Origin of the sequence: Sphingobium fluviale (assembly GCF_004122115.1) — a bacterium.
Classification (GTDB): Bacteria; Pseudomonadota; Alphaproteobacteria; order Sphingomonadales; family Sphingomonadaceae; genus Sphingobium; species Sphingobium fluviale.
Window position 1 is genome coordinate 81,207 of sequence record NZ_SBKP01000007.1, and the last position, 21,579, is coordinate 102,785.

Genomic DNA, 21,579 nt, shown 5'->3' on the forward strand with positions numbered 1-21,579 from the left:
TTTTTAGGCGTCGAGTGGTTCCGGCGTGTCGTCCACGTTGCGCTCTTGCGCCTGCTGTGCCCACATCTGGGCATAGAGGCCGCCCCGCGCCACCAGCGCCGCATGGGTGCCGCGCTCGGCAATGCGGCCCTGATCGAGCACGATGATCTCGTCCGCATCCACAACCGTGGAGAGGCGATGGGCGACGATGATCGTGGTGCGCTGGCGCGCCATATCCCGCAGAACCTGCTGGATCGAGGCCTCTGTACGGCTGTCGAGTGCACTGGTGGCTTCATCGAGGATAAGGATCGGCGGGTCTTTCACCAGAGTGCGGGCAATCGCGACCCGCTGTTTCTCTCCACCAGACAATTTTAACCCACGCTCGCCCACTCGCGTATCATAGCCTTGGGGCAACGAGATGATGAAATCATGGATCGCCGCGCCGCGCGCAGCCGCCTCAATCTCTGCCTGCCCCGCGCCCTCACGCCCATAGGCGATGTTGTAGCCGATTGTGTCGTTAAACAGCACCATATCCTGCGGCACTATGCCGATCTGGGCGCGCAGGCTGGCCTGAGTGACGCGGGCAATATCCTGCCCGTCAATGCTGATGCGCCCGCCTTGCACATCATAGAAGCGATAGAGCAGCCGCGCGATGGTTGATTTGCCTGCCCCGGTCGGCCCCACGATGGCGAGAGTGTGGCCAGGAGGAATAGCGAGAGACAGGCCGTGTACTATCTCGCGGTCGGCATCATAGCCGAAGCGCACAGCCTCGAACCGGACTTCGCCCGCGCGAACGTGAAGCGGCCGCGCGTCAGGCGCATCAGTGATCTCTGCCGGAGTGTCTACAAGCGCAAACATCGCCTCCATGTCGATCACGCCCTGCCGGATCGTGCGATAGACCATGCCGAGCATGTCTAGAGGCCGGAAAAGCTGGGCCAGCAACGTGTTCACCAGCACCACATCACCGGTAGTGAACTGCCCCTTGCTCCAGCCCCAGACGGTATAGCCCATCGCGCCGGCCATCATCATGTTGGTGATGAGCGACTGGCCGATATTGAGGGCCGCAAGGCTGTTTTCCGATTTTACCGCTGCGCGCGCATAGCTCTGCATCGCCTCGTCATAGCGCCGGGACTCGCGGTCCTCCGCGCCGAAATATTTCACCGTCTCGAAGTTCAGCAGGCTGTCAACCGCATGCGCCATCGCGCCGGTATCGAGGTCCACCATATCGCGGCGAAGCTGGTTGCGCCATTCCGTAACAGTGCGTGTGAACCAGATGTAGCTGAAGACCATAACCAGTGTCGCGATCACCATCCCCGCACCGAACTTGGCAAAGAAGATGATGCACACTGCGATCAGTTCGATAATCGTCGGCGCGATGTTGAACAGCAGGAAATAGAGCATTGTGTCGATGCTCTTGGTGCCACGCTCGATGACTTTTGTAACCGCGCCGGTCTTGCGGTTGAGGTGAAAACGCAGCGAAAGCTGATGCAGATGGACGAATACATGCTGCGCTAGCCGTCGAGTTGCTTCCTGACCCACACGCTCGAACACGACGTTGCGCATGTTATCGAACAGCACTCCGCCGAATCGCGCGCCCGCATAAGCGCAGACGAGAGCGACAGCGAGCATCGCGCCCGTCTCCATGCCCGGTGCCATCCGGTCGATCACACCCTTATAGGCGAAGGGCATGATCAAGGTGATGGCTTTGCTTGCTACCACCAGCAGCATGGCGATGACAACGCGCAGACGCAACGCGGGGGCATCCGCGGGCCAGAGATAGACTAGGAACCGGCGCATCGTTGCCCACAAGGGGGGCATGGGGGCGTTCTCTGTAGAGGGGGCGTCAGGCGGCATGGAAGGCCATGTAGGGACTGGCGCCTTGAAAGCCAAGCCGCGAGAGTTCGCCTGGACCGGACATGGCTGCTGTGGGGTTCACCATATCCGGCCCAGGCAGGCCGCCAAAGCAGCCCTGAGACGCAACCTCCGAGTGGGGTTGGAGGTGCGTCTTGGGCTAATCGATGTCATGCCAGCTGAAATGCCGCAAGACTAAAAATTAGAAAAAAGGCAGTTAATTTAGTTGATTACCTAGAGCGTTGACTCTAACTTCCGATGCATCATCAATCGCGAAGCAATTCGTTGATGGCCGTTTTCGCGCGCGTCTGAGCGTCCACACGCTTGACGATCACTGCACAGGAAAGATTTGGTCCTGCACTGCCATCGGGCAACGGTTTTCCGGGCAGCGAACCGGGAACGACCACAGAATAGGGCGGCACCTCACCGACAAAGACCTCGCCCGTGGTGCGATCGACGATCTTGGTGGTCGCGGAGAGGAACACGCCCATCGAGAGTACGGCGCCACGCCCGACGCGCACGCCTTCAACCACTTCTGATCGCGCGCCGATGAAGCAGTCATCCTCGATGATGACCGGATCGGCTTGAAGCGGCTCCAGCACTCCGCCGATGCCCACGCCGCCCGAAAGATGCACATTCTTGCCGATCTGCGCGCAGCTGCCGACCGTTACCCAGGTGTCGACCATCGTGCCTTCATCTACAAAGGCGCCGATGTTGACGAAGCTCGGCATAAGGACGACGTTTTTAGCGATATGGCTGCCTGCACGGGCGATGCTGCCGGGTACTGCGCGGAAGCCAGCGGCGCGATATTCCGCTTCGCCCCAGCCCGCGAACTTGCTGGGCACCTTGTCCCACCAAAAGCTGGCGCTTGGCCCGCCGGGGATGAGCTGGTTGTCATTGAGCCGGAACGAGAGCAACACGGCTTTCTTCGCCCATTGGTTGACCTGCCAGTTTCCGTCCTTCGGTTCGGCCACGCGGATCTGACCGGCGTCAAGCAAGGATAGCGCGCGTTCTACGGCGGACCGCACCTCGCCGGTGCTTGTTGTCGAGATATTCACCCGGTCTTCCCATGCGGCATCGAGTGTGGCGATCAGATCAGTATGGTCAGTCATGAAGCTATTCCCCGGAGTGGCATCAGTTGCGCAGGGCTATCCCCGATGCGCGCCGCAGACGCAAGAGGGGCGCACTTATTTCAGACAGCTATCAAGCCCCTGATTGCGCACGACGCCTACCCTACGGCTGATGCTGTTGCCATATCGGCGGGTAAAGCCCGATGGAGCGACCGCCGCACGCTTTTTAGGTAGCGGCAGCACGGCGGCAATGCGCGCCGCTTCCGCCCGCGTGAGCGTGCTGGCATCATGGTTGAAATAGCGCATCGCGCCGGCGTTGGCGCCGTATGTGCCGATGCCTGTCTCCGCGACGTTCAAGTAGACTTCCATGATCCGGTGCTTGCCCCACAAGGCTTCGATCAACAGCGTGAACCACGCCTCCAGCCCTTTGCGGAAAAATCCACCATTCTGCCAGAGGAAGACATTCTTGGCGGTCTGCTGGCTGATGGTGGAGCCGCCGCGGATACGCCCGCCACGCTCGTTATGCTCAAACGCCTTCTGGATTGCCTCCGCATCAAAGCCGTGATGCAGGCAGAATTTGCTGTCCTCCGCCGCGATGGCCGCACGGGCCATATCCGGGTCCATATCCTCCAGACTCATCCATTCTTTTGTGAACCCATTCTTGTCGAACAGCATGGTGAGCGTCACTGGCGGCGGGACAAAGCGGTAGATCACCACCATCACCACCGAGAGGATTAGAAAGCCACCTATAATGTGCAGCGGCCAGCGGATCAGTCCCCGCAGAGAGAAGGATGTACGGGTCTTTGAGATAGTCCGATTGCGCGCCATGACGAGAGAAATAGCCTTAGCCGTGCCCTATAGTCCAGAGCGAGCGCGCAGTTCCTTGAGGTCCGCCTCTGGCCGTGCGCCATAATGCGATATGATCTCTGCCGCGCACAGCGCGCCAAGATGGAGGCAGGTCGTCAGATTCTTCCCCTCCACGATGCCTGCAAGGAAACCTGCAGCAAACAGATCGCCTGCGCCGGTGGTGTCGATCACCTCGTCGACCGGCGCGGCGGGCGCCTCATGCCGCTTCCCGCCCGCAACCGCGACAGCGCCCTTTTCGCTGCGGGTCGAGACCAGTATCGGCACCTTGGGCGCAATCGCCGCCACCGCCTGCTCGAAATCCTCCACTTGTGCCAGCGCTTGAATTTCGGCCTCGTTGGAAAAGAGGATGTCGATCAGCCCGGATTCGATCAGGGTCATAAAGTCCGCTCGGTGCCGTTCGATCACAAAGCCGTCTGACAGCGTGAAGGCGACCTTGCGCCCCGCCGCCCGCGCCAGCTCTATCGCGCTGCGCATCGCCTTGCGCGGCTCTTCGGGATCCCAGAGATAGCCTTCGAGGTAGAGGATACCCGCGCCACGGATCATCTCAGGATCGAGCGCGCTGGCGGGCAAATGCTGGGATGCGCCGAGGAAGGTGTTCATCGTCCGCTGCGCATCGGGCGTCACCATCACGAGACAGCGAGCTGTGGGCACACCGCCATTCGAGACCGGCGTATGATAATCCACGCCCAGCGCCTTGATGTCATGCGCGAAAATTGTACCCAGCTGGTCGTTCGCCACCTGGCCGATGAAACCACATCTCTTGCCCAGCGCGGCGAGGCCGGCAAGCGTATTGGCCGCAGAGCCGCCGCTCGTTTCGCGGCCTGCGCCCATTTCGGCATAGAGGAAATCTGCCGTTTCCGCGTCGATGAGCTGCATGCCGCCCTTGGGCAATGCGTGAAGGGCGAGGAACGCATCGTCGCTGGGCGCGATCACATCGACAATCGCGTTGCCGATGGCGACGACATCATATTGGGGTTGGGTCACGCGGGAGAGTCCTTAGGTGGCTGGCTGTGAACACAAACTGGCGCGCCCGGCAGGATTCGAACCTGCGACCACCCGCTTAGAAGGCGGGTGCTCTATCCAGCTGAGCTACGGGCGCTGATGAGAAAGGCGCATAGCGTGGTTTGACGGCGGCGCAAAGAGCGATATGCGTGAGGCTATGAGCGATACATCTCTTCCGCATGTCGCCGCGAACAGCCTGCATGGCCGCCCGTTGCGCTATTACGATTTCGCGCTGGCAGCGTTCGTCACGATATTGCTGCTCTCGAACCTGATCGGCGCGGCGAAGCTGAGCGTGGTGGATGGGTTCGTCTTCGGCGCTGGCATATTGTTCTTCCCGATCGGCTATGTCCTCGGCGATGTGCTGACCGAGGTTTATGGCTATGCGCGGGCGCGGAGGTGCGTGTGGGCGGGCTTTTGCGCCATGCTGTTCATGGCGGTGATGAGCGCGGTTGTGGTGGCGATGCCGCCTTTTGCTGGCTGGACGTGCGCAGCGAGCGAAAATGCGTTGTTCGCCAATGTGCTCAAGGCCAGCGATGCGGGCACCATCTGCCAGGCGACATACGACTCGGTGTTCGGCAGCACATGGCGCATTGTCGCGGCGTCGATCATCGCCTTTTGGGCGGGCGAGTTCGTCAATAGCTACGTGTTGGCGAAGATGAAGGTCTGGACCAAGGGCAAGCATCTGTGGACACGCACCATCGGCTCGACCATTTTCGGGCAGGGGGTGGACAGCCTGATCTTCTATCCGCTCGCGTTTCTCGGCGTGTGGCCGACAGAGCAGGTGGGCTCGGTGCTCGTTACCAACTGGGCGCTCAAAGTGGGCTGGGAGGTGGTGCTCACGCCCGTCACCTATGCGGTGGTGGGCTTCATCAAGCGCCGCGAGGGGCTGGATATCTATGATGAAGGGACGGACTTCACCCCATTTAAGACAGGGGTTTAGGCTGGGCGTCAGGCGCTCGCCATCATCCCCTCGACCAGCCCTGCGAACATACGCGCGCCGTCGGTATTGCCATGCGCAGGCTCGCAGGCGCGCTCCGGGTGGGGCATCATGCCGAGCACGTTGCCGCCTTCGTTGAGGATGCCCGCAATATTGCGCGCGGAGCCGTTGACGCTCTCCGCATAGCGGAAGGCGACGCGGCCTTCGCCTTCGAGCCAGTCCAGCGTGACGGCGTCAGCGAAATAATTGCCGTCATGATGGGCGACCGGGATCGTGATCTGCTCGCCCGCCTGATAGCGCGATGTAAAGGCGCTCTGACTGTTCTCAACCGTGAGCGCGACATCTCGGCAGACAAAATGGATGCCCGCGTTGCGCATCAGCGCACCGGGAAGCAGCCCGCTCTCGGTGAGCACCTGAAAGCCGTTGCATACGCCCAGCACCATCACGCCCTTGTCTGCCGCCGCTTTTACGGCGGCCATCACCGGTGAGCGCGAGGCCATCGCGCCAGAGCGCAGATAGTCGCCATAGGAAAAGCCGCCGGGAACGGCGATCAGATCAATGCCAGCAGGGATCTCGGTCTCGCGGTGCCAGAGCATGACTGGCTTGACACCGCTCGCCTGTTCGATGGCGACGGCCATGTCGCGGTCGCAGTTGGAACCGGGAAAGACGATGACGGCGCTTTTCATGGGCTTACCCCAGCTTTTCGATGCGGTAATTCTCGATCACGGTGTTGGCGAGCAGCTTGGCGCACATCGCGTCGATATCCGCGTCAGATGTTCCATCCGCCAGATCCAGCTCGATCATCTTGCCCGCGCGCACATCGTTGACGCCAGCAAAGCCCAAGCCTTCGAGCGCATGACGGATCGCCTTGCCCTGCGGATCGAGCACGCCGTTCTTGAGGGTGACGAAAACGCGGGCTTTCATGGGGCGAGACTCCGTGGCTGTGGCGCAGTGATGTGCGAGAAGCCCCTATGCCCAGATGATGCTGAGGGCAAGCCTGCAACGCCCAAAAATCAGCTGCCCTTTTTCTTGCGATGCTTGTCGAGGTCCAGCACGGTCGTAGGCTCGGCGCCTTCTTCCATTAGCAGGCCGAGGCGGCGGGCGACTTCCTGATAGGCTTCCACCTCGCCGCCAAGGTCACGGCGGAAGCGGTCTTTGTCCAGCTTTTCGCCGGTGACCATGTCCCACAGGCGGCAGCCATCCGGGCTGATCTCGTCGGCAAGGATGATGCGGCTGAAATCGCCATCCCACAGGCGACCGAACTCCAGCTTGAAGTCGACGAGGCGGATGCCGATCCCTGCGAACAAGCCGCTCATGAAATCGTTCACGCGGATCGCCATGTCGGCGATGTCGTGCATCTCTTCCTGGCTCGCCCAACCGAAGCAGGCGATATGCTCTTCGGTGATGAGCGGGTCGCCGAGCGCGTCGTCCTTGTAATAATATTCGATCAATGTGCGCGGAAGCTGCGTGCCCTCCTCGATGCCAAGACGCTGCGAAAGCGAGCCAGCCGCCACGTTGCGCACCACTACCTCAATCGGCACGATCTCGACCTGCCGCACGAGCTGCTCGCGCATGTTGAGGCGGCGGATGAAGTGCGTTGGCACCCCGATATTGGCGAGCAGGGTGAAGACATGCTCCGAAATGCGGTTGTTGAGCACGCCCTTGCCGTTGATCGTGCCCTTTTTCTGGGCATTGAAGGCGGTGGCGTCATCCTTGAAATACTGAATGATCGTGCCCGGCTCCGGGCCTTCATAGAGGATTTTGGCCTTGCCTTCGTAGATCTGGCGCCGACGAACCATCTTTGGGGTGCCTACTCGTATTGAGTGATTTCGAGGCAGATGCCCATCTGCCGACTCGGAAATCACGGAAAAAACCAAGCGAATGAATGCGCCCCGGAAACGCGAATCATGGATAAGATCGGCGGGTCCGGGGCTGATGTGTCGGCCCATAACGCAAAGCGGGGCAGGGTGCAAATATTGCCCGCCCCCCTCGCCAAGCCGCTCACGCATTGCTAATCCGCACCCATGACCACCGATTTTCGCGACCCGTTCGACAGCATCGTCAACCACCCGTTCGATGAAGCCCTCTCCCAGCGCTATCTCGTCTACGCGCTCTCGACGATAACGGCGCGCTCTCTCCCCGATCTGCGCGATGGGCTGAAGCCGGTGCATCGCCGCCTGTTGTGGGCGATGCGGCTGCTGCGCATGGAGCCTGCGGGCGCCGCGCCTGATGTGCTGATCGCGAACCCGGCCCGCAACACCACGCCTTACAAGAAATGCGCGCGTGTGGTGGGCGATGTCATCGGTAAATATCACCCGCACGGCGATCAGTCTGTCTATGATGCGATGGTCCGCCTCGCGCAGGATTTTTCGCTGCGCACGCCGCTCGTCGATGGGCAGGGCAACTTCGGTAATGTCGACGGCGATAATGCGGCGGCGATGCGCTACACCGAGGCGCGGCTGACGCAGGCGGCCGCGGACCTGATGGCCGGGCTGGACGAGGGCACGGTTGAGTTTCGCCCGACTTATAATGGCGAGGAAGAAGAGCCGGAGGTGTTTCCCGGCCTGTTCCCCAATCTGCTGGCCAATGGCGCGAGCGGCATCGCGGTCGGCATGGCGACGAGCATCCCGCCGCACAACGTGACAGAGATCATCGACGCCGCGACGTTGCTGATCGACGAGCCGCAGGCCGAGCATGCGCGCCTGATGGAGATCGTGCGCGGGCCGGATATGCCGACAGGCGGCGTGCTGGTGGACAGTGCTGCGGTAATCTCAGAGGCATATGCCACCGGGCGCGGGTCCATGCGGGTGCGTGCGAAATGGCATCAGGAGGACGAAGGGCGGGGCCAGTGGGTCGCTGTGATCACCGAAATTCCCTATCAGGTCCAGAAATCCAAGCTGATCGAGCAGATTGCTACGCTCATCACCGAGAAGAAGCTGCCGATCCTCGCCGATGTGCGCGATGAGAGCGACGAGGCGATCCGCATCGTGCTGGAGCCGCGGGCGCGGACGGTCGAGGTCGAGGTGCTGATGGACAGCCTGTTCCGTTTGACCGATCTGGAAACGCGTTTTCCGCTTAACATGAACGTGCTCGACGCCACCCGCACCCCGCGCGTCATGGGGCTGGGCGAGGTGCTGCGCGAATGGCTGAAGCACCAGATCGAGGTGGTGGTGCGCCGGGCAAAGCATCGGCTGGACAAGATCGCCGCACGGGTTGAGTTGCTCGATGGCTATATCATTGCCTATCTCAACCTCGACCGGGTGATCGAGATCATCCGCACCGAGGATGAGCCGAAAGAGGTGATGATGGCGGAGTTTAGCCTCACCGACCGGCAGGCTGAGGCGATCCTCAACATGCGGTTGCGGAGCTTGCGCAAGCTGGAGGAGATGGAGCTTCGACGCGAGCATGCGGAACTGCTGAAAGAGCGCGAAGAGCTGGAAAAGCTGGTCGAAAGCCCGGCTCGGCAGCGCACCCGCCTGAAACGCGATCTGGCTGAGCTGCGCAAACGCTATGGCCCTGACACGCCATTGGGGCGCCGCAGAACGCAGGTGGAGGAGGCCGCGCCTGCGCGCGAAATCCCGCTGGAGGCGATGATCGAGCGCGAGCCGATCACCGTTATCCTCTCTCAGCGGGGCTGGATCAGGGCGATGAAGGGGCATGTCGATCTTGCTTCCGCCGATACCGCAAAATTCAAGGAGGGGGATGGCCCCGCCTTCGCCTTCCACGCGCAAACGACAGACAAGCTGCTGCTCGCCTGCGCCAACGGGCGTTTTTACACGCTTGGGGCCGATAAGTTACCAGGCGGACGTGGCTTTGGTGAGCCGGTTCGGTTGATGGTGGACCTTGATGGCGATACCGAGATCGTCGCGCTGCTGCCTGCGCGGGCAGCGGGCAAGATACTGCTCGCGGCTTCGGACGGGCGCGGGTTCGTGGCGGTGATGGACGATCTGATCGCCGAAACACGCAAGGGCAAGCAGGTGGTGAACCTGAAAACCGGCGCGCGGGTCGCGGTGGTCCACGTCATCACGACGGAGGCCGACACGGTCGCCGTGATCGGCGAGAACCGCAAGCTACTGGTGTTTCCATTATCCGAACTGCCGGAAATGACGCGCGGACAGGGGGTCCAGCTCCAGCGCTATCGTGATGGCGGACTATCAGACGCCATCACCTTCCGCTTATCCGACGGTCTTTCATGGGCCATGGGCGGAGAAACGGGCCGCACCCGCACCGAGACGGACCTATCTATGTGGCGGGTAGCGCGCGGCGCGGCAGGGCGGATGCCGCCTACCGGGTTCCCGCGGAATAATCGTTTCAGTTGAAGCAGTTATTCGGAATTTTTGCTTATGGTAAGCGCAATCTTAACCGCATGAAAAGAATTGCTATTATAGAATGACCTATAGGTAACGGGCTTGGCGCATTGTCTGTGCCGGGAAAATATTCGTGCCGCACACGCAATCAGGCGCGGGATAGGTCGTTAAATACGTTATGGAAGGTTTGTCGCCACGAGTCTGGAAAGGTGCGGATTTTGCTCCGCCCTCTCGTCTCGCATCTACAGCACATGGGCTGGCAGGTGCCACTGCCGATCATGCCTTTCTGAACGCTTTGCCTCATGGAGCGGCGTTGATCACATGGCGGGATGGCGCACCACATTTCGAGCAATGGAACGATGAATTCGCCCGCAAATTTGCGGTGTTGCTCGCGCCAATGTCTGCATCGGATCAGGGCAACCAGCAATGGGTGCTTGATCTGCATGCGGAGATTATCGACTTTGCTATATCTAAAGCCACGCTCCGCCGTTTCGAGGTGGAGCGGCTCTGTCCGCTCGGTGTTGAAGCCTTCCATTGTTCGCTGGGCTGGATTGACTATAGCACGGCGGGTGGTCAGCGCATGTTGCTCAACGCTGTGGACCGCACTGCCGATCGACGGATCGAGGAAAGCTTGCGGCGGGAACTGGTGTCCGACAGCCTGACGGCTCTGCCCAACCGCATTGGCTTTGGCGAGCTGATCGAAACGGTGATCGAGAGCTATACCGGCGGCAGCGCGCAGGCGCAATTGGGTGTGCTCATTATAGATCTCATGCGCTTTGGCAGGGTGAACGAGGCACTAGGCTCGATGGCGGGCGATGAGTTGATCCTTTCGGTCGCCGCGCGGCTCAAGGCCTGTGTAGGCGACGAGGCCTCGCTTGCCCGCATAGGAGGCAATGATTTCGGTCTATGCCTGATGGCGCATAACGGGATTTCCGATGTCATTGCGCTGGCCGAGCGGCTGAACGCCGCGCTTTCATCGCCAATCCGGCTTTCGAACCTCACAATTTCCGTGAACTGCGCAATCGGTTGTTCGCTGGCTCCGATAGCTGATGCCGAGCCGGATGAATTGGTGCGGCAGGCGCAGGCTGCTTCGCGCGCGGCCAAGAAAAGCGGGCGTATGGAGATATACCGCGCTGGGGAACTAGGCGCGGCCCGCCAGCGTTTCTTTCTTGAGAGCCGCCTGCGTGATGCGCTGACGCGTGATGGCCTCAGCCTGAACTATCAGCCGATGGTTGATCTCGCGAGCGGCGACGTAGTTGGCTTTGAGGCGCTGGCAAGGTGGAATGACCCCGATTTGGGGCCGGTTTCGCCCGTTGATTTCATTCAGGTAGCCGAAGAATCCGGCCTGATTGTTCAGCTTGGCCGATGGGCAGTGCATGAGGCGCTACGCCAGCTGGCGGACTGGGATTTCGTGGCGGGCGAGATCGTTCCGCTCAAGATGAGTGTGAACCTCTCTTCGATCCAGATCGCGCGGGATGACATCGCCGCGATGATCGCCGATGCGCTTGCCCTGAACGGCATGGACGGCCATCGCCTGACGATCGAGCTGACGGAAAGCGCGCTGGTAGATGACCCCGCCAAATGCCGGGAGCTGCTGGAGACGCTCAAGCGGTCTAATGTCGCGGTAGCGATGGACGATTTCGGCACGGGGTTCTCTAACCTCGCCAGCTTGCAAAGCCTGCCGATCGACGTGCTGAAGATGGATCGCAGCTTTGTAACGGACATGCTGATGGACAAGGACAAGCTTGCGATTGTCCGCACGATCCTCTCACTCTCTCAGACGCTAGGTATGAAGACGACTGCGGAAGGCATAGAGGACTCCGCCGCCGCGAAAGCCCTGCGCAATCTGGGGTGCACATATGGGCAGGGCTATTATTTCGCGCGGCCGCTGAGTGCCGGTGATGCCTACGAATTCTGGCGCTCGCGCAGGAACTCCGCCACCTGAGCTTGTGCGATGGCGCGGGCGCGATCCCGATCGGGGAAGCCTTCGGCAATCCATTGCTCTTTCGAGGTGGAAAGCAGATTTGCGACATTGGGGCCGGCGACGATGCCCAGCGCGATGATATCCCTCCCCGAAAGCGGAAAAACCGGGATATTCCAGTGCGATAATGCGCACATATCCCTTGGCATCTCAGTACGATCCAGCAATATCAAATCAAACGCCGCCTCTGTGCCGACACGATAGACCAGCTCCTGCGCGCAGCCATGCGCGGGCGGGGGCGCAAGCGCGGTGACGATCCGCTTGCGCGCCTTGTTGGAGAGCTTCAGCCGCGCCGCCACCTGCTCTCCCACAGCCGCATCGGGCGGCAACAATGCACAGAGCCGCAGCACCGCCGCGGGAGGCGTTTCGAGCGCCGCCTGCTGCTCCCGCATGATCAGCGCTTCCAGCCGCGCCAGCCCGGCGCCGTCAATCTCCGGCAACACCGGCGCGAAAATGCCGCCCTCGATCATCAGGCGCAGCACAGCCGATGGTTCGGGCAGGGCAAGCAGCTTCAGCAGCTCATCGGCAATCCGCTCGCGCGAGAGCGCCATCAGGCTGTTGGCGTTGGCCCGGCATGCGGCATAGGCCGCCGCATCGGGTGGCAGCGCGCCGAAACGGGCGAGAAAACGGAAATAGCGCAGGATACGCAGATGATCCTCAGCGATCCGCTGCGCCGGATCTCCAATGAAGCGCACATGCCGCGCCTCCAGATCCTCCAGCCCGCCGAAATAGTCGTAAACCTCGCCGGTGGCAGGGTCGGCATAGAGTGCGTTGATCGTGAAATCGCGCCGGGCCGCGTCCTCGCGCCAGTCATCGGTGTACGCAATAGTCGCGCGGCGGCCATCTGTGCTGATGTCCGAGCGCAAGGTGGTGATTTCGACCGGGCGATGATCGATCACCGCCGTCACCGTGCCATGCGCCAACCCTGTTGGCACCACCTTGATGCCCGCTTGCGATAGGCGCTGCGTCACCTCGTCGGGCAGCAAGGCCGTGGCGAGGTCTATGTCGGCCACATCCACGCCCAGAAGGCCATCACGCACGGCGCCGCCCACAAGCCGCGTGGCGCCATCCGCTGCGCCCAACAACGCACACAGGGCATCAAAGCCAGGGCGGTGCCGCCAGGGCGCGTCAGGCAGACGTGCCATCGTCATAGCCCAGCCGCAGTGAAAGATTGGCAATGATGGCGGCGGTGACGCCCCATATGCGATGCTCTCCCCACATGATCTCGTAATAATGGTGCATTACACCTTGAGCCTCTATCTCTTTTCGTGCGCGATTGGCAGGGGCCAGCAGAAAATCGAGCGGCACCTCGAACAGCGCCTCGACCTCGCCCTCGTGCGGTCTGAAGGCGAGATCTGGCGGTATGACGCCGAGCACCGGGTGGATGTCGAACCCGGTCCATGTATGATAGCGGTCTGACACTCCGACGATCTCAACATGCGCGGGATCGAGCGCGATTTCCTCCTGCGCTTCCCTCAGCGCGGCGGCGATGGCGTCGGCATCGCCCTCATCCAGCCGCCCGCCGGGAAACGCGACCTGCCCCGCATGCTTGCGCAGGTGCGAGGCGCGGCGGGTGAGGATCACGCCCGGTTCCGGCCGGTCGGTGATGGCGATGAGCACAGCGGCGGGAGCGAGCGAGGCGGGGTGGGTTATGCGCGCATCGGCAGTACGCAGTGTCAGCTCGCGCGCATGGCCCAGCTCAAGATCGGTTTTCAGCCGGTGCGCAAGCTTCATGCAGGCTCCAGCGCGAAGAATGTGCCGTTGCTCCACAGCCCGATGGGTGCGTCCGCGCTTTCCTGCTCCTCCAGCGCGATGGCGGCCAGCTCGTAAAACACGGTCCGCGCCACCAGCGCCTCCAGCCCGCTCCGCACATGGATGTAGGGGCGGGGTTCTTCGGCAGTACCGCGTATGCTAAGCCGGTGCTCGCCATCCGCCATCACCAGATCGCCGGTGTTGAGGCGGAAGGCGAGGGTGCGGCTTTCGCCCGTGCCTTCGGTCGACAGTTCCACTGCGATGAAGGGTGCGTCCTCTACCTCTATCGAGAGCTTTTCGACCGGCGTGACAAGGACATAGCCGCCATCTGCCTCGCGACGCAATATGGTGGAGAACAGGCGCACCATCTCCTTGCGGCCGATGGGAGAACCCTGATGAAACCAGGTGCCGTCGCTTGCGATGCGCATCTCGCTGTCACCGCAATGCTCAGGGTTCCAGCGCTCGACCGGTGGCAGCTTGCGCTCCGCCACCATGCGCGCGACTTCGGCGAGCGAGAGAGAAGCCAGATCGGGCGGTGGGTCCATGGGCATGGAGGGTGAGATAGGGAAGGGGGAGGCGAATGGCAAATGATCTGGTTCGTTTGAGGCCGCTATCGGCAACAAACCCATTAAAACATGCTCTTCTGCTTCCGTAAGATCGGTCCGCTCAAGCCTGCCTTCACTAGGGAGCCTTGAATTGATCGTCCTTCGCGGCGCCAGCCATATCGTCCATACCGCCTACCGGTTCGGCGCATATCGCCGAACCGTCAAGCCGGGCGCATCCTTGCGCTCTTATCGCGAGGCGTAGGCCGTATTCAGCCGGCGGATGCCATCTGTGGCAATGTCGCGAACGATGCGAACCGAACCGTCGGCCATTTCCAGTTCCATATCGGGTGAAGCGATCATCGCCGCCCTATACGCTGCGCGCGCGTTGTCATACTTGCCCATGCCCGCATAGGCGTTGCCGAGATTGATGAGCAGAGCGGCATCCGCGCCACCCTTGCGCGACAATGCCTCGATTTGAGAAGCGGCATTGCCGTATTGGCGCGCCATGATGGCGCTGCCGAGCGTGTCGCTTTCGGTTTCCTGGCTGGCGTATGCAGGGGTTCCCAGTGCAAGAGCCAGCGCCGAAACGACAAGTCCCAGAGACAGATTCCTTTTTTGCATGTCACTCTCCAAAAAAATTTTCTTACTATAAGGATTATTATTACATAATTATGACGATATTGCAAATGATGGAATTTTGCCTGTAAACTGAAAATAGTGTTTTATTTCAGTTGGTTATTTGGGAGTTCGCGAGCCTGGAATCGCGCAGGACCGAGAGCGCGCCATGCGCTCGTAAAATTGCCAGGGGTTCCGCTCTGCCACCATAGCGCCAGGCGCCTGCCTGCGCATGAGCGCAAAGGTTATGTGCGCTTCAGCCTGAGATCGTTCCAGTAGGCCATCCGCTCCGCAATCCGCTTTTCGAGGCCGCGGTCGGTGGGGGTGTAGAAGGTTGCCGGTCGCATCTCCTCCGGCCAGTAATTGTCGCCCGAAAAGCCCTCCGGCGCGTCATGGTCATAGGCATAGTTCGCGCCATAGCCGATGTCCTTCATCAGCTTGGTCGGCGCGTTGAGGATGTTGGCGGGGGGCATAAGTGAGCCGGTGTCTTTGGCCGATTTCCACGCCGCCTTCTGCGCCTTGTAGGCGGCGTTGGATTTGGGGGCGGTGGCGAGATAGAGGCAGGCCTGCACGATCGCCAGTTCGCCTTCGGGTGAGCCGAGAAAATCATAGGCGTCCTTGGCGGCGAGGCACTGGACCAGTGCCTGCGGATCGGCAAGGCCGATATCCTCGCTCGCAAAGCGCACCAGCCGCCGCAGCACATAGAGCGGCTCCTCGCCCGCAACCAGCATCCGCGCGAGATAATAGAGCGCAGCTTGGCAGTCTGACCCGCGCAGGGATTTGTGCAGGGCGGAGATCAGGTTGTAATGCCCCTCGCGGTCCTTGTCGTACACAGCGACGCGGCGGTGCAGCAAGGCGGAAAGGGCGGCGGGATCGAGCGGCTCGGCAAGATCCACTGCGAACAATGTCTCCGCCTGATTGAGCAGGAAGCGGCCGTCGCCATCCGCTGAGGCGATCAGCGCCTCGCGTGCTGCGGGTGTGAGCGGGAGGGCGCGCTCCATCAGCGTTTCCGCCCGCGCCAGCAGCTTTTCCAGCGCTGCGCTGTCCAGCCGCCGCAGGATCAGCACCTGCGCGCGGGAGAGGAGGGCGGCGTTCAGCTCAAAGCTGGGGTTCTCGGTCGTCGCGCCGACGAGCGTGATCGTGCCGTCCTCGACATAAGGCAAAAACCCGTCCTGCTGGCTGCGGTTGAAACGGTGGATCTCGTCCACGAACAGCAATGTGCGTTGGCCGATCTTCGCGTGGTCGCGCGCGGCGGCGAAGATTTTCTTCAAGTCCGCAACGCCGGTGAACACCGCCGAGACCGGCTCGAACCGCATGCCGACGGCATCGGCGAGCAGGCGCGAAATGGTGGTCTTGCCGGTTCCGGGCGGCCCCCAGAAGATGATCGAGCTGAGCCTGCCCGCCGCCACCATCCGCCCGATCGCGCCTTCGGTGCCGGTCAGATGCTCCTGCCCGACAACATCCTCCAGCCGGGCGGGGCGCAGCCGATCGGCCAGCGGGCCATCGGGTGAGGGAGTAGCAGGGTGCGCTTTGGCGGCATCGGGAAACAGGTCAGCCATGCGCCGACAATAGCCCAAAGACCCTAAAGTTGCACGGGCGCGGGCGCACCCTTACTCGCCAAAGCCTCGCGGCGCGGCGTCGATCACTGTAAAGCCGGATGCGTCCACCTGCTGCACCTCCAGCGCGCGCTGGGCTACGCCATCGGAACCGAAGCGGAATGCGCCGTCGATGCCGGCGAATCCGCCCTTGTCCGTGAGGCGCGAGACGGGAAAGGCGCTGCCCGGCCGCCAATCCTGCGCGATGCGGACGGTGAGCAGCACCGCGTCATAGCCCATCGCGGCGAGGCGATAGGGCGCGGCGTTGAAGCGCGCGCGATATTTGGTGGCGAGCTGGCGGTAATAGGCATCCGAAACGGAGGCGAACCATGCGCCGCGAAGCGCTGCGTTCGCGGACAGATCGCTCTCCGTGTTCCACAGCTCTGTGCCGAGGATGCGGGCGGTGGCCGCGCCGCTCTTGCGCAATAGCGGCGCGGCCTGAATGGCGACGCGCCCGCCATCGGCGATCAGCACCGCCTCATAGCCCGACGCAGGACCGAGCCTTTTGATCGCGGCGGTGAGCGAGCCTGCGCTGCGATCATAATTCTGCATGGCGACGACGGTGCCGCCGCCCTGTCGAATGGCAGAGAGCAGCGCATTGCCTGTGCGCTCGCCATAAACGCCGCCCGGCACCAGCGCTGCGAATTTGCTCACGCCCTTGGCGCGCGCATAGCCGACCACGCGCTCCACCGATTGTGCAGGTGTATAGCCCATGATGAAGACGCCATTGCCCGCAACGCCGGTATCGTTGGAGAAGCTGATGATCGGCACGCCCGCCTTGCGCGCGGGCGCAGCGGCGGCGCTGGCTTCATCGGCGGTCAGGGGGCCGAGGATCAGGCGGTTGCCGTCCGCAATCGCGCTCGCCACCGCGCCCGCTATGCCTTTGCCGGTGTCATAGCTGGTGATGCGCACAGTCTGCGCCCCGGTATCGAGCAGCGCCAGCGTGGTGGCATTGGCGATGGACTGCCCTACCCCGGCGTTGGAGCCACTGAGCGGCACCAGCAGCGCGACTCTGTGGCGCTGGGTGTCAGACGGCAGGCCTGGCTGCACAGGCGCGGGCTGGGCGGGGCCGGTTGCCTCCGGCCCGGTGCCACGCGGCACCATCGTCTGGCAGGCGGCGAGCAGCAACGCGCCAGCAACGGCGATGATTCGGCCCAGATACCTGCGGCTGGAACTGTTTGCTTGCCGAAGGGCACCCGTCTCTGCCATTGCACATCCTTATATGGTGGAAGCTCTCTCTCCCGGCCTATATATCGTTGCGGGGCCAATCGGCAACTTGTCTGATCTTACGCCCAGGGCAGCTCATATCTTATGCCATGCCGATGTTGTGGCGGTGGAAGACAGCCGGGTGAGCGCCCGCCTGCTGCGTCATGCCGGGTCCGACCGGCCGATGCTGCCCTATCATGACCATAGCGACGAAGCGGTGCGCGCAAGGCTGGTGGCGCGGATGGCAGGGGAAGTGGTGGCGCTGCTTTCTGACGCAGGCACGCCGCTGATCTCAGACCCCGGCTATAAGCTGGTGCGCGATGCGCGCGCGGCGGGGCGGAGTGTGACGACCATTCCCGGACCCTGCGCGGCGATAGCGGCGCTCACCGTTTCGGGCCTGCCGACAGACCGCTTTGTGTTCATGGGCTTCCTGCCTGCCAAGGGGAAGGCGCGGGCTGATGCGCTGGCCGAAGTTGCGGGGCTGAGGGCTAGCTTGGTGTTTTACGAGAGCGGGCCACGCCTTGCTGCTGCGCTTTCCGATATGGCTCTTGCTTTGGGGGAGGGGCGCGAGGCGTGCGTCGCGCGCGAGATTACCAAGCTGCATGAGGAAGCGCGCACCGGCACCTTGGCCGAGCTGGCGCGTGCCTATGCCGCCGCCGACGCACCGCCCAAGGGCGAGATCGTGGTGGTGGTCGGCCCGCCGGGGGAAGCGCCTGTTGCCAGCGCGGATGATGCGGATGCGTTGTTGCGGGAGGCGTTGGCGCGCTTGCCCGTGGGCAAGGCGGCGAGCGAGGTGGCGAAGGCGACCGGGCTGGATCGCCGCAATCTTTATGCCCGCGCGCTCGACCTGAAAGCGGAATGAAGTCGCCCACGCGCCTCGCCGCCGAAAAGCGCGGGCGGCAGGGCGAGCGCATCGCCGCGTGGTGGCTGCGCCTCAAAGGCTGGCAGATATTGGCGCGGCGGGTGAAGACGCGGGCGGGGGAGATTGACATCATTGCCCGGCGCGGCGGCCTCGTCATCTTCGTCGAGGTGAAGGCGCGCGCCACCCCGGCAGAGCTGGACCTCGCGATAGACGAGCGCCGCCTGTCGCGCGTCGCCGCAGCGGCGGAAAGCGTGGCGCATGAGTATCTGAAACCGGGCGATGATATGCAAATTGACGTGATCCTCCTTGCGCCGGGTGCGATCCCACGCCATCTGAGCAACGTCTGGCATGGGGGATAATCTCGTCCGTGGCGGGCTGCAAATGTCGGCTTTCTGCGCTTCCGGTGCTCACGTACCTTAGAGTACGCTGCGCTCCGGTTCTCGAAATCCACCATTTTCGCCTCGCCACGAACAAGATTGACCTCCCCATGCCACCTATTGGAGCAATGCATTATGACCGCCCCTCTCAATATCGCCGTGCAGATGGACCCGATGGAAGGGATCAAGATCGGCGGGGATTCGACCTTTGCCATTATGCTCAGCGCGCAGGCGCGCGGGCACAGGCTTTACCACTATGAGGCGCCTGCTCTGACGATGCGCGGTGGGCGGCTGATCGCCAAGGCCCGGCCCGTCACGGTGCAGCGAGTTGAGGGCGATCATTTCAGCTTCGGCGACTGGACGAGCCTTGATCTTGGCCGCGATGTCGATGTCGTGCTGATGCGGCAGGACCCGCCGTTTGACCTCTCCTATATCACCGCGACGCATCTGCTGGAGCGGATCGAGGGCGAGACGTTGGTGGTGAACAACCCGGCTGCCGTCCGCAATGCGCCGGAAAAGCTGTTCGTGCTCGATTATGCGCGCTTCATGCCGCCGACGATGATCACGCGGGATTTGGCCGAAGTAAAAAGCTTCTTAGCCGAGCATGGAGAGATTGTCGTCAAGCCGCTCTATGGCAATGCGGGCAATGCGGTGTTTCATGTTGGCGGCGATGGCGCGAACCTTTCCGCGCTGGTCGAGCTGTTCAACGCGAGCTGGGTCGAGCCGTTCATGGTGCAGGCGTTTATCCCTGCGGTGAGCGCGGGCGACAAGCGCATCGTGCTGGTCGATGGCGAGGTGGCGGGCGCAGTGAACCGGGTGCCGGGCAAGGGCGAGATCCGCTCCAACCTCGCGGTCGGCGGGTCCGCTGCCAAGACCGAGCTGACCGAGCGGGAGCGGGAAATCTGCGTCGCCTTAGGCCCGGAGTTGAAAAAGCGCGGGCTTCTGTTTGTCGGCATAGACGTGATCGGCGGCGAGTGGCTGACCGAGATCAACGTCACGTCTCCTACGGGCATCGTCTCCATCGACGCGTTCAACGGCACTGACACCGGCGCGATGATCTGGGAGGCAATCGAGGCGCGCCTCGCATCCATGCAGCGATGATAATGGTGTTCCGCCGATGACCGAGTGGGTAATCCAACTGATCGACGGCGGGGGCTATTGGGGCATCGCGCTGCTGATGGTGCTGGAAAACGTCTTTCCGCCGATCCCGTCCGAGCTGATCATGGGCATTGGCGGCATCCGCGTGGGGCAGGGGCGGATGGAGATGATCCCGCTGTTGATCGCGGGGACGGTAGGCACCACCATCGGTAATATTCCGTGGTACTGGCTGGGTTATAGCCTCGGCACGGAGCGGCTGCGGCCTTTTGTGGAGCGGTTCGGCCGTTTCCTCACGCTCGACTGGCACACGATCACGCATCTCAACCGGCTGTTCACGCGGCATGGCGAGAAAATCGTGTTCGTCATCCGCTTCATGCCCGCCTTCCGCACCATTGTCTCGCTGCCCGCAGGCATATTCCGCATGCACCCGCTGCGGTTCCTGATCTGGACGGCGGCGGGCTCCACGATCTGGAACATCATTCTTGCGAGCGCGGGTTATTTTATGGGCGCGCATTTCAAGCGGATTGATGATTATCTTGGGCCACTGGCGACGGCGGCGCTGGCGTTCGGGCTGCTGTGGTTCGTGTGGCGGCTGATCCGCTGGAAGCCGCGCGCGGAGGATTGAGTGCGCTAAGCCCTTGGATGGGCATTGCGATAGATGTCGAGCAGATGGGCGGCGTCGACATGGGTGTAGATTTGTGTGGAGCTGAGGCTTGCGTGGCCGAGCAGCTCCTGTAGCGCGCGCAGGTCCGCGCCGCGCCCGAGGAGATGCGTGGCGAAGCTGTGGCGCAGGGCATGGGGGCTGGTGCGCTCCGGCAGTTGCAACCGCCGCCGCGCCTCGCGCACCGCCTTGCGGATGATCGCGGGGTCGAGCGGTCCGCCGCGTGCGCCACGGAACAGCGGCTCGGCCTTGCCGGTGCCATAAGGGCAGAGCGCGGCATATTCGGCCAAGGCCTCGCGCACCTGCGGGAGCAGCGGCACGATCCGCGTCTTGCCGCGCTTGCCGGTGATGCGGATGGTCTCATGGGCTGGCACATCGCTTCCGGTGAGCGAAAGCGCCTCCGAGATGCGCAGGCCCGCGCCATAGAGCAGCAGCAGCACCGCCCAGTTGCGCGCGGCGATCCACGGTTCGGCGGCATTTTCGGCCACATCCTCGCCCAGCGCGATCACATCATCCGGGCTGACCGGGCGGGGCACCCCCTTCTTGACGCGCGGGCCGCGTATCGGCGGCACGGTTGCCTCCTCGCCGCCCGCGAACTTCAGGAAGGCGCGGATGGCGGACAGCTCCCGCGCTGTGGAGGCATTGCCGAGGCCTTCCGCGCGCCGGTGCGCGAGGAAAGCGCGCAGGTCTGTTGCGGGCAGGGCGGCGAGGGTTTTGGTGGAGGGGACCGCGCCCTGATGGCGGGCGAGAAAGGCAAGCAGCCGCTCCGCACTCGCGACATAGGCGCGCACCGTGTGGGCCGAGCGGCGGCGCTCCAGCGCCAGATGCCGGTGCCATGTGGCGAGCAGGGGGTGGGGCTGCTTCATAGCTGTGT

General features: G+C 62.6%; 21 protein-coding genes and 1 tRNA gene. 7 read left to right on the forward strand and 15 right to left on the reverse strand.

Annotated features, from left to right (window positions below; genetic code table 11):
• Positions 1–3 precede the first annotated feature (3 nt).
• The 5 genes from EQG66_RS08715 to EQG66_RS08735 all read right to left on the reverse strand — a co-directional run bounded on the left by EQG66_RS08715 (position 4) and on the right by EQG66_RS08735 (position 4,866).
• Complete coding sequence (locus EQG66_RS08715) at positions 4–1,833, reverse strand: ABCB family ABC transporter ATP-binding protein/permease (protein ID WP_129404206.1); 1,830 nt, start codon at positions 1,831–1,833, stop codon at positions 4–6.
• A gap of 263 nt (positions 1,834–2,096) precedes the next feature.
• The gene (dapD, locus tag EQG66_RS08720; RefSeq protein WP_129404207.1) at positions 2,097–2,942 is read right to left on the reverse strand and encodes a 2,3,4,5-tetrahydropyridine-2,6-dicarboxylate N-succinyltransferase; all 846 of its coding nucleotides are present in this window, start codon (positions 2,940–2,942) and stop codon (positions 2,097–2,099) included.
• A gap of 75 nt (positions 2,943–3,017) precedes the next feature.
• Positions 3,018–3,728 carry a monofunctional biosynthetic peptidoglycan transglycosylase gene (mtgA, locus tag EQG66_RS08725; RefSeq protein WP_129404208.1) on the reverse strand — a complete coding sequence of 237 codons (711 nt, stop codon included), beginning with the start codon at positions 3,726–3,728 and terminating at the stop codon, positions 3,018–3,020.
• Between the two features lie 27 nt (positions 3,729–3,755).
• The gene (locus EQG66_RS08730; RefSeq protein WP_181951795.1) at positions 3,756–4,751 is read right to left on the reverse strand and encodes an adenosine kinase; all 996 of its coding nucleotides are present in this window, start codon (positions 4,749–4,751) and stop codon (positions 3,756–3,758) included.
• A 38-nt stretch (positions 4,752–4,789) separates the two neighbouring features.
• Positions 4,790–4,866: transfer RNA gene (locus EQG66_RS08735), tRNA-Arg, on the reverse strand.
• 60 nt (positions 4,867–4,926) lie between these two features.
• On the opposite strand from EQG66_RS08735, the gene EQG66_RS08740 reads away from it, so the two are divergent.
• The gene (locus tag EQG66_RS08740; protein WP_129404209.1) at positions 4,927–5,709 is read left to right on the forward strand and encodes a queuosine precursor transporter; all 783 of its coding nucleotides are present in this window, start codon (positions 4,927–4,929) and stop codon (positions 5,707–5,709) included.
• Positions 5,710–5,717: 8 nt separating this feature from the next.
• Here EQG66_RS08740 and purQ read toward each other — a convergent pair whose 3' ends face one another.
• The 3 genes from purQ to purC all read right to left on the reverse strand — a co-directional run bounded on the left by purQ (position 5,718) and on the right by purC (position 7,505).
• Positions 5,718–6,392: a phosphoribosylformylglycinamidine synthase subunit PurQ gene (purQ, locus tag EQG66_RS08745; RefSeq protein ID WP_129404210.1), complete on the reverse strand. Its 675-nt coding sequence runs from the start codon at positions 6,390–6,392 to the stop codon at positions 5,718–5,720.
• Between the two features lie 4 nt (positions 6,393–6,396).
• Positions 6,397–6,630, reverse strand: coding sequence for a phosphoribosylformylglycinamidine synthase subunit PurS (purS, locus tag EQG66_RS08750; RefSeq protein ID WP_129404211.1), 234 nt, complete (start codon positions 6,628–6,630; stop codon positions 6,397–6,399).
• A gap of 89 nt (positions 6,631–6,719) precedes the next feature.
• Complete coding sequence (gene purC, locus EQG66_RS08755; protein WP_129404212.1) at positions 6,720–7,505, reverse strand: phosphoribosylaminoimidazolesuccinocarboxamide synthase; 786 nt, start codon at positions 7,503–7,505, stop codon at positions 6,720–6,722.
• Between the two features lie 225 nt (positions 7,506–7,730).
• Between purC and parC the strand changes: the two genes are divergently transcribed.
• Together parC and EQG66_RS08765 are read left to right on the forward strand one after the other, a co-directional pair.
• The gene (gene parC / locus EQG66_RS08760; protein ID WP_129404213.1) at positions 7,731–10,025 is read left to right on the forward strand and encodes a DNA topoisomerase IV subunit A; all 2,295 of its coding nucleotides are present in this window, start codon (positions 7,731–7,733) and stop codon (positions 10,023–10,025) included.
• 301 nt (positions 10,026–10,326) lie between these two features.
• A complete protein-coding gene (locus EQG66_RS08765) occupies positions 10,327–11,958 on the forward strand; it encodes a putative bifunctional diguanylate cyclase/phosphodiesterase (protein ID WP_164975636.1) in 1,632 nt (543 codons plus the stop codon).
• On the opposite strand, the gene EQG66_RS08770 is transcribed toward EQG66_RS08765, so the two are convergent.
• From EQG66_RS08770 to EQG66_RS08795, 6 genes are all read right to left on the reverse strand, one after another.
• Positions 11,919–13,139, reverse strand: a complete 1,221-nt coding sequence (locus tag EQG66_RS08770) for a CCA tRNA nucleotidyltransferase (protein ID WP_164975639.1) — start codon at positions 13,137–13,139, stop codon at positions 11,919–11,921. The two genes, EQG66_RS08765 and EQG66_RS08770, sit on opposite strands and share 40 nt — an antisense overlap.
• Positions 13,123–13,728 carry a CoA pyrophosphatase gene (locus EQG66_RS08775; protein WP_129404216.1) on the reverse strand — a complete coding sequence of 202 codons (606 nt, stop codon included), beginning with the start codon at positions 13,726–13,728 and terminating at the stop codon, positions 13,123–13,125. Before EQG66_RS08775 ends, EQG66_RS08770 begins: the two co-directional genes overlap by 17 nt.
• Positions 13,725–14,297, reverse strand: a complete 573-nt coding sequence (locus EQG66_RS08780; RefSeq protein WP_129404217.1) for a DUF1285 domain-containing protein — start codon at positions 14,295–14,297, stop codon at positions 13,725–13,727. Before EQG66_RS08780 ends, EQG66_RS08775 begins: the two co-directional genes overlap by 4 nt.
• Positions 14,298–14,537: 240 nt before the next feature.
• Entirely contained in the window at positions 14,538–14,912 is a 375-nt protein-coding gene (locus tag EQG66_RS08785) for a tetratricopeptide repeat protein (protein ID WP_129404218.1), read from the reverse strand.
• Positions 14,913–15,151: 239 nt separating this feature from the next.
• Positions 15,152–16,465 (reverse strand): replication-associated recombination protein A, encoded by a 1,314-nt coding sequence (locus tag EQG66_RS08790; RefSeq protein ID WP_129404219.1) that lies wholly within the window; start codon positions 16,463–16,465, stop codon positions 15,152–15,154.
• A 51-nt stretch (positions 16,466–16,516) separates the two neighbouring features.
• On the reverse strand, positions 16,517–17,710 hold the full coding sequence (locus EQG66_RS08795) for a penicillin-binding protein activator (protein ID WP_129404220.1): 1,194 nt from the start codon (positions 17,708–17,710) through the stop codon (positions 16,517–16,519).
• A 13-nt stretch (positions 17,711–17,723) separates the two neighbouring features.
• On the opposite strand from EQG66_RS08795, the gene rsmI reads away from it, so the two are divergent.
• From rsmI to EQG66_RS08815, 4 genes are all read left to right on the forward strand, one after another.
• Positions 17,724–18,569: a 16S rRNA (cytidine(1402)-2'-O)-methyltransferase gene (gene rsmI / locus EQG66_RS08800; protein WP_129404221.1), complete on the forward strand. Its 846-nt coding sequence runs from the start codon at positions 17,724–17,726 to the stop codon at positions 18,567–18,569.
• Entirely contained in the window at positions 18,566–18,928 is a 363-nt protein-coding gene (locus EQG66_RS08805) for a YraN family protein (RefSeq protein WP_129404222.1), read from the forward strand. The genes rsmI and EQG66_RS08805 overlap by 4 nt, the downstream gene beginning before the upstream one ends.
• Before the next feature lie 153 nt (positions 18,929–19,081).
• Positions 19,082–20,047, forward strand: coding sequence for a glutathione synthase (gene gshB, locus EQG66_RS08810; RefSeq protein ID WP_129404223.1), 966 nt, complete (start codon positions 19,082–19,084; stop codon positions 20,045–20,047).
• Positions 20,048–20,063: 16 nt separating this feature from the next.
• Positions 20,064–20,669, forward strand: a complete 606-nt coding sequence (locus tag EQG66_RS08815) for a DedA family protein (RefSeq protein WP_129404224.1) — start codon at positions 20,064–20,066, stop codon at positions 20,667–20,669.
• Positions 20,670–20,674: 5 nt separating this feature from the next.
• On the opposite strand, the gene EQG66_RS08820 is transcribed toward EQG66_RS08815, so the two are convergent.
• The gene (locus EQG66_RS08820) at positions 20,675–21,571 is read right to left on the reverse strand and encodes a tyrosine recombinase XerC (protein WP_129404225.1); all 897 of its coding nucleotides are present in this window, start codon (positions 21,569–21,571) and stop codon (positions 20,675–20,677) included.
• Positions 21,572–21,579 lie beyond the last annotated feature (8 nt).

Excerpts from the sequence above, each read along its gene's own strand:
- mtgA (WP_129404208.1), bottom strand. The coding sequence starts at position 3,728 with ATGGCGCGCAATCGGACTATCTCAAAGACCCGTACATCCTTCTCTCTG.
- EQG66_RS08785 (WP_129404218.1), bottom strand. The coding sequence starts at position 14,912 with ATGCAAAAAAGGAATCTGTCTCTGGGACTTGTCGTTTCGGCGCTGGCT.
- EQG66_RS08770 (WP_164975639.1), bottom strand. The coding sequence starts at position 13,139 with ATGGCACGTCTGCCTGACGCGCCCTGGCGGCACCGCCCTGGCTTTGAT.
- EQG66_RS08780 (WP_129404217.1), bottom strand. The coding sequence starts at position 14,297 with ATGCCCATGGACCCACCGCCCGATCTGGCTTCTCTCTCGCTCGCCGAA.
- EQG66_RS08740 (WP_129404209.1), top strand. The coding sequence starts at position 4,927 with ATGAGCGATACATCTCTTCCGCATGTCGCCGCGAACAGCCTGCATGGC.
- EQG66_RS08790 (WP_129404219.1), bottom strand. The coding sequence starts at position 16,465 with ATGGCTGACCTGTTTCCCGATGCCGCCAAAGCGCACCCTGCTACTCCC.
- EQG66_RS08820 (WP_129404225.1), bottom strand. The coding sequence starts at position 21,571 with ATGAAGCAGCCCCACCCCCTGCTCGCCACATGGCACCGGCATCTGGCG.
- purC (WP_129404212.1), bottom strand. The coding sequence starts at position 7,505 with ATGGTTCGTCGGCGCCAGATCTACGAAGGCAAGGCCAAAATCCTCTAT.
- purQ (WP_129404210.1), bottom strand. The coding sequence starts at position 6,392 with ATGAAAAGCGCCGTCATCGTCTTTCCCGGTTCCAACTGCGACCGCGAC.
- purS (WP_129404211.1), bottom strand. The coding sequence starts at position 6,630 with ATGAAAGCCCGCGTTTTCGTCACCCTCAAGAACGGCGTGCTCGATCCG.
- EQG66_RS08805 (WP_129404222.1), top strand. The coding sequence starts at position 18,566 with ATGAAGTCGCCCACGCGCCTCGCCGCCGAAAAGCGCGGGCGGCAGGGC.
- EQG66_RS08795 (WP_129404220.1), bottom strand. The coding sequence starts at position 17,710 with ATGGCAGAGACGGGTGCCCTTCGGCAAGCAAACAGTTCCAGCCGCAGG.
- EQG66_RS08775 (WP_129404216.1), bottom strand. The coding sequence starts at position 13,728 with ATGAAGCTTGCGCACCGGCTGAAAACCGATCTTGAGCTGGGCCATGCG.
- rsmI (WP_129404221.1), top strand. The coding sequence starts at position 17,724 with ATGGTGGAAGCTCTCTCTCCCGGCCTATATATCGTTGCGGGGCCAATC.
- gshB (WP_129404223.1), top strand. The coding sequence starts at position 19,082 with ATGACCGCCCCTCTCAATATCGCCGTGCAGATGGACCCGATGGAAGGG.
- EQG66_RS08715 (WP_129404206.1), bottom strand. The coding sequence starts at position 1,833 with ATGCCGCCTGACGCCCCCTCTACAGAGAACGCCCCCATGCCCCCCTTG.
- parC (WP_129404213.1), top strand. The coding sequence starts at position 7,731 with ATGACCACCGATTTTCGCGACCCGTTCGACAGCATCGTCAACCACCCG.
- dapD (WP_129404207.1), bottom strand. The coding sequence starts at position 2,942 with ATGACTGACCATACTGATCTGATCGCCACACTCGATGCCGCATGGGAA.
- EQG66_RS08815 (WP_129404224.1), top strand. The coding sequence starts at position 20,064 with ATGACCGAGTGGGTAATCCAACTGATCGACGGCGGGGGCTATTGGGGC.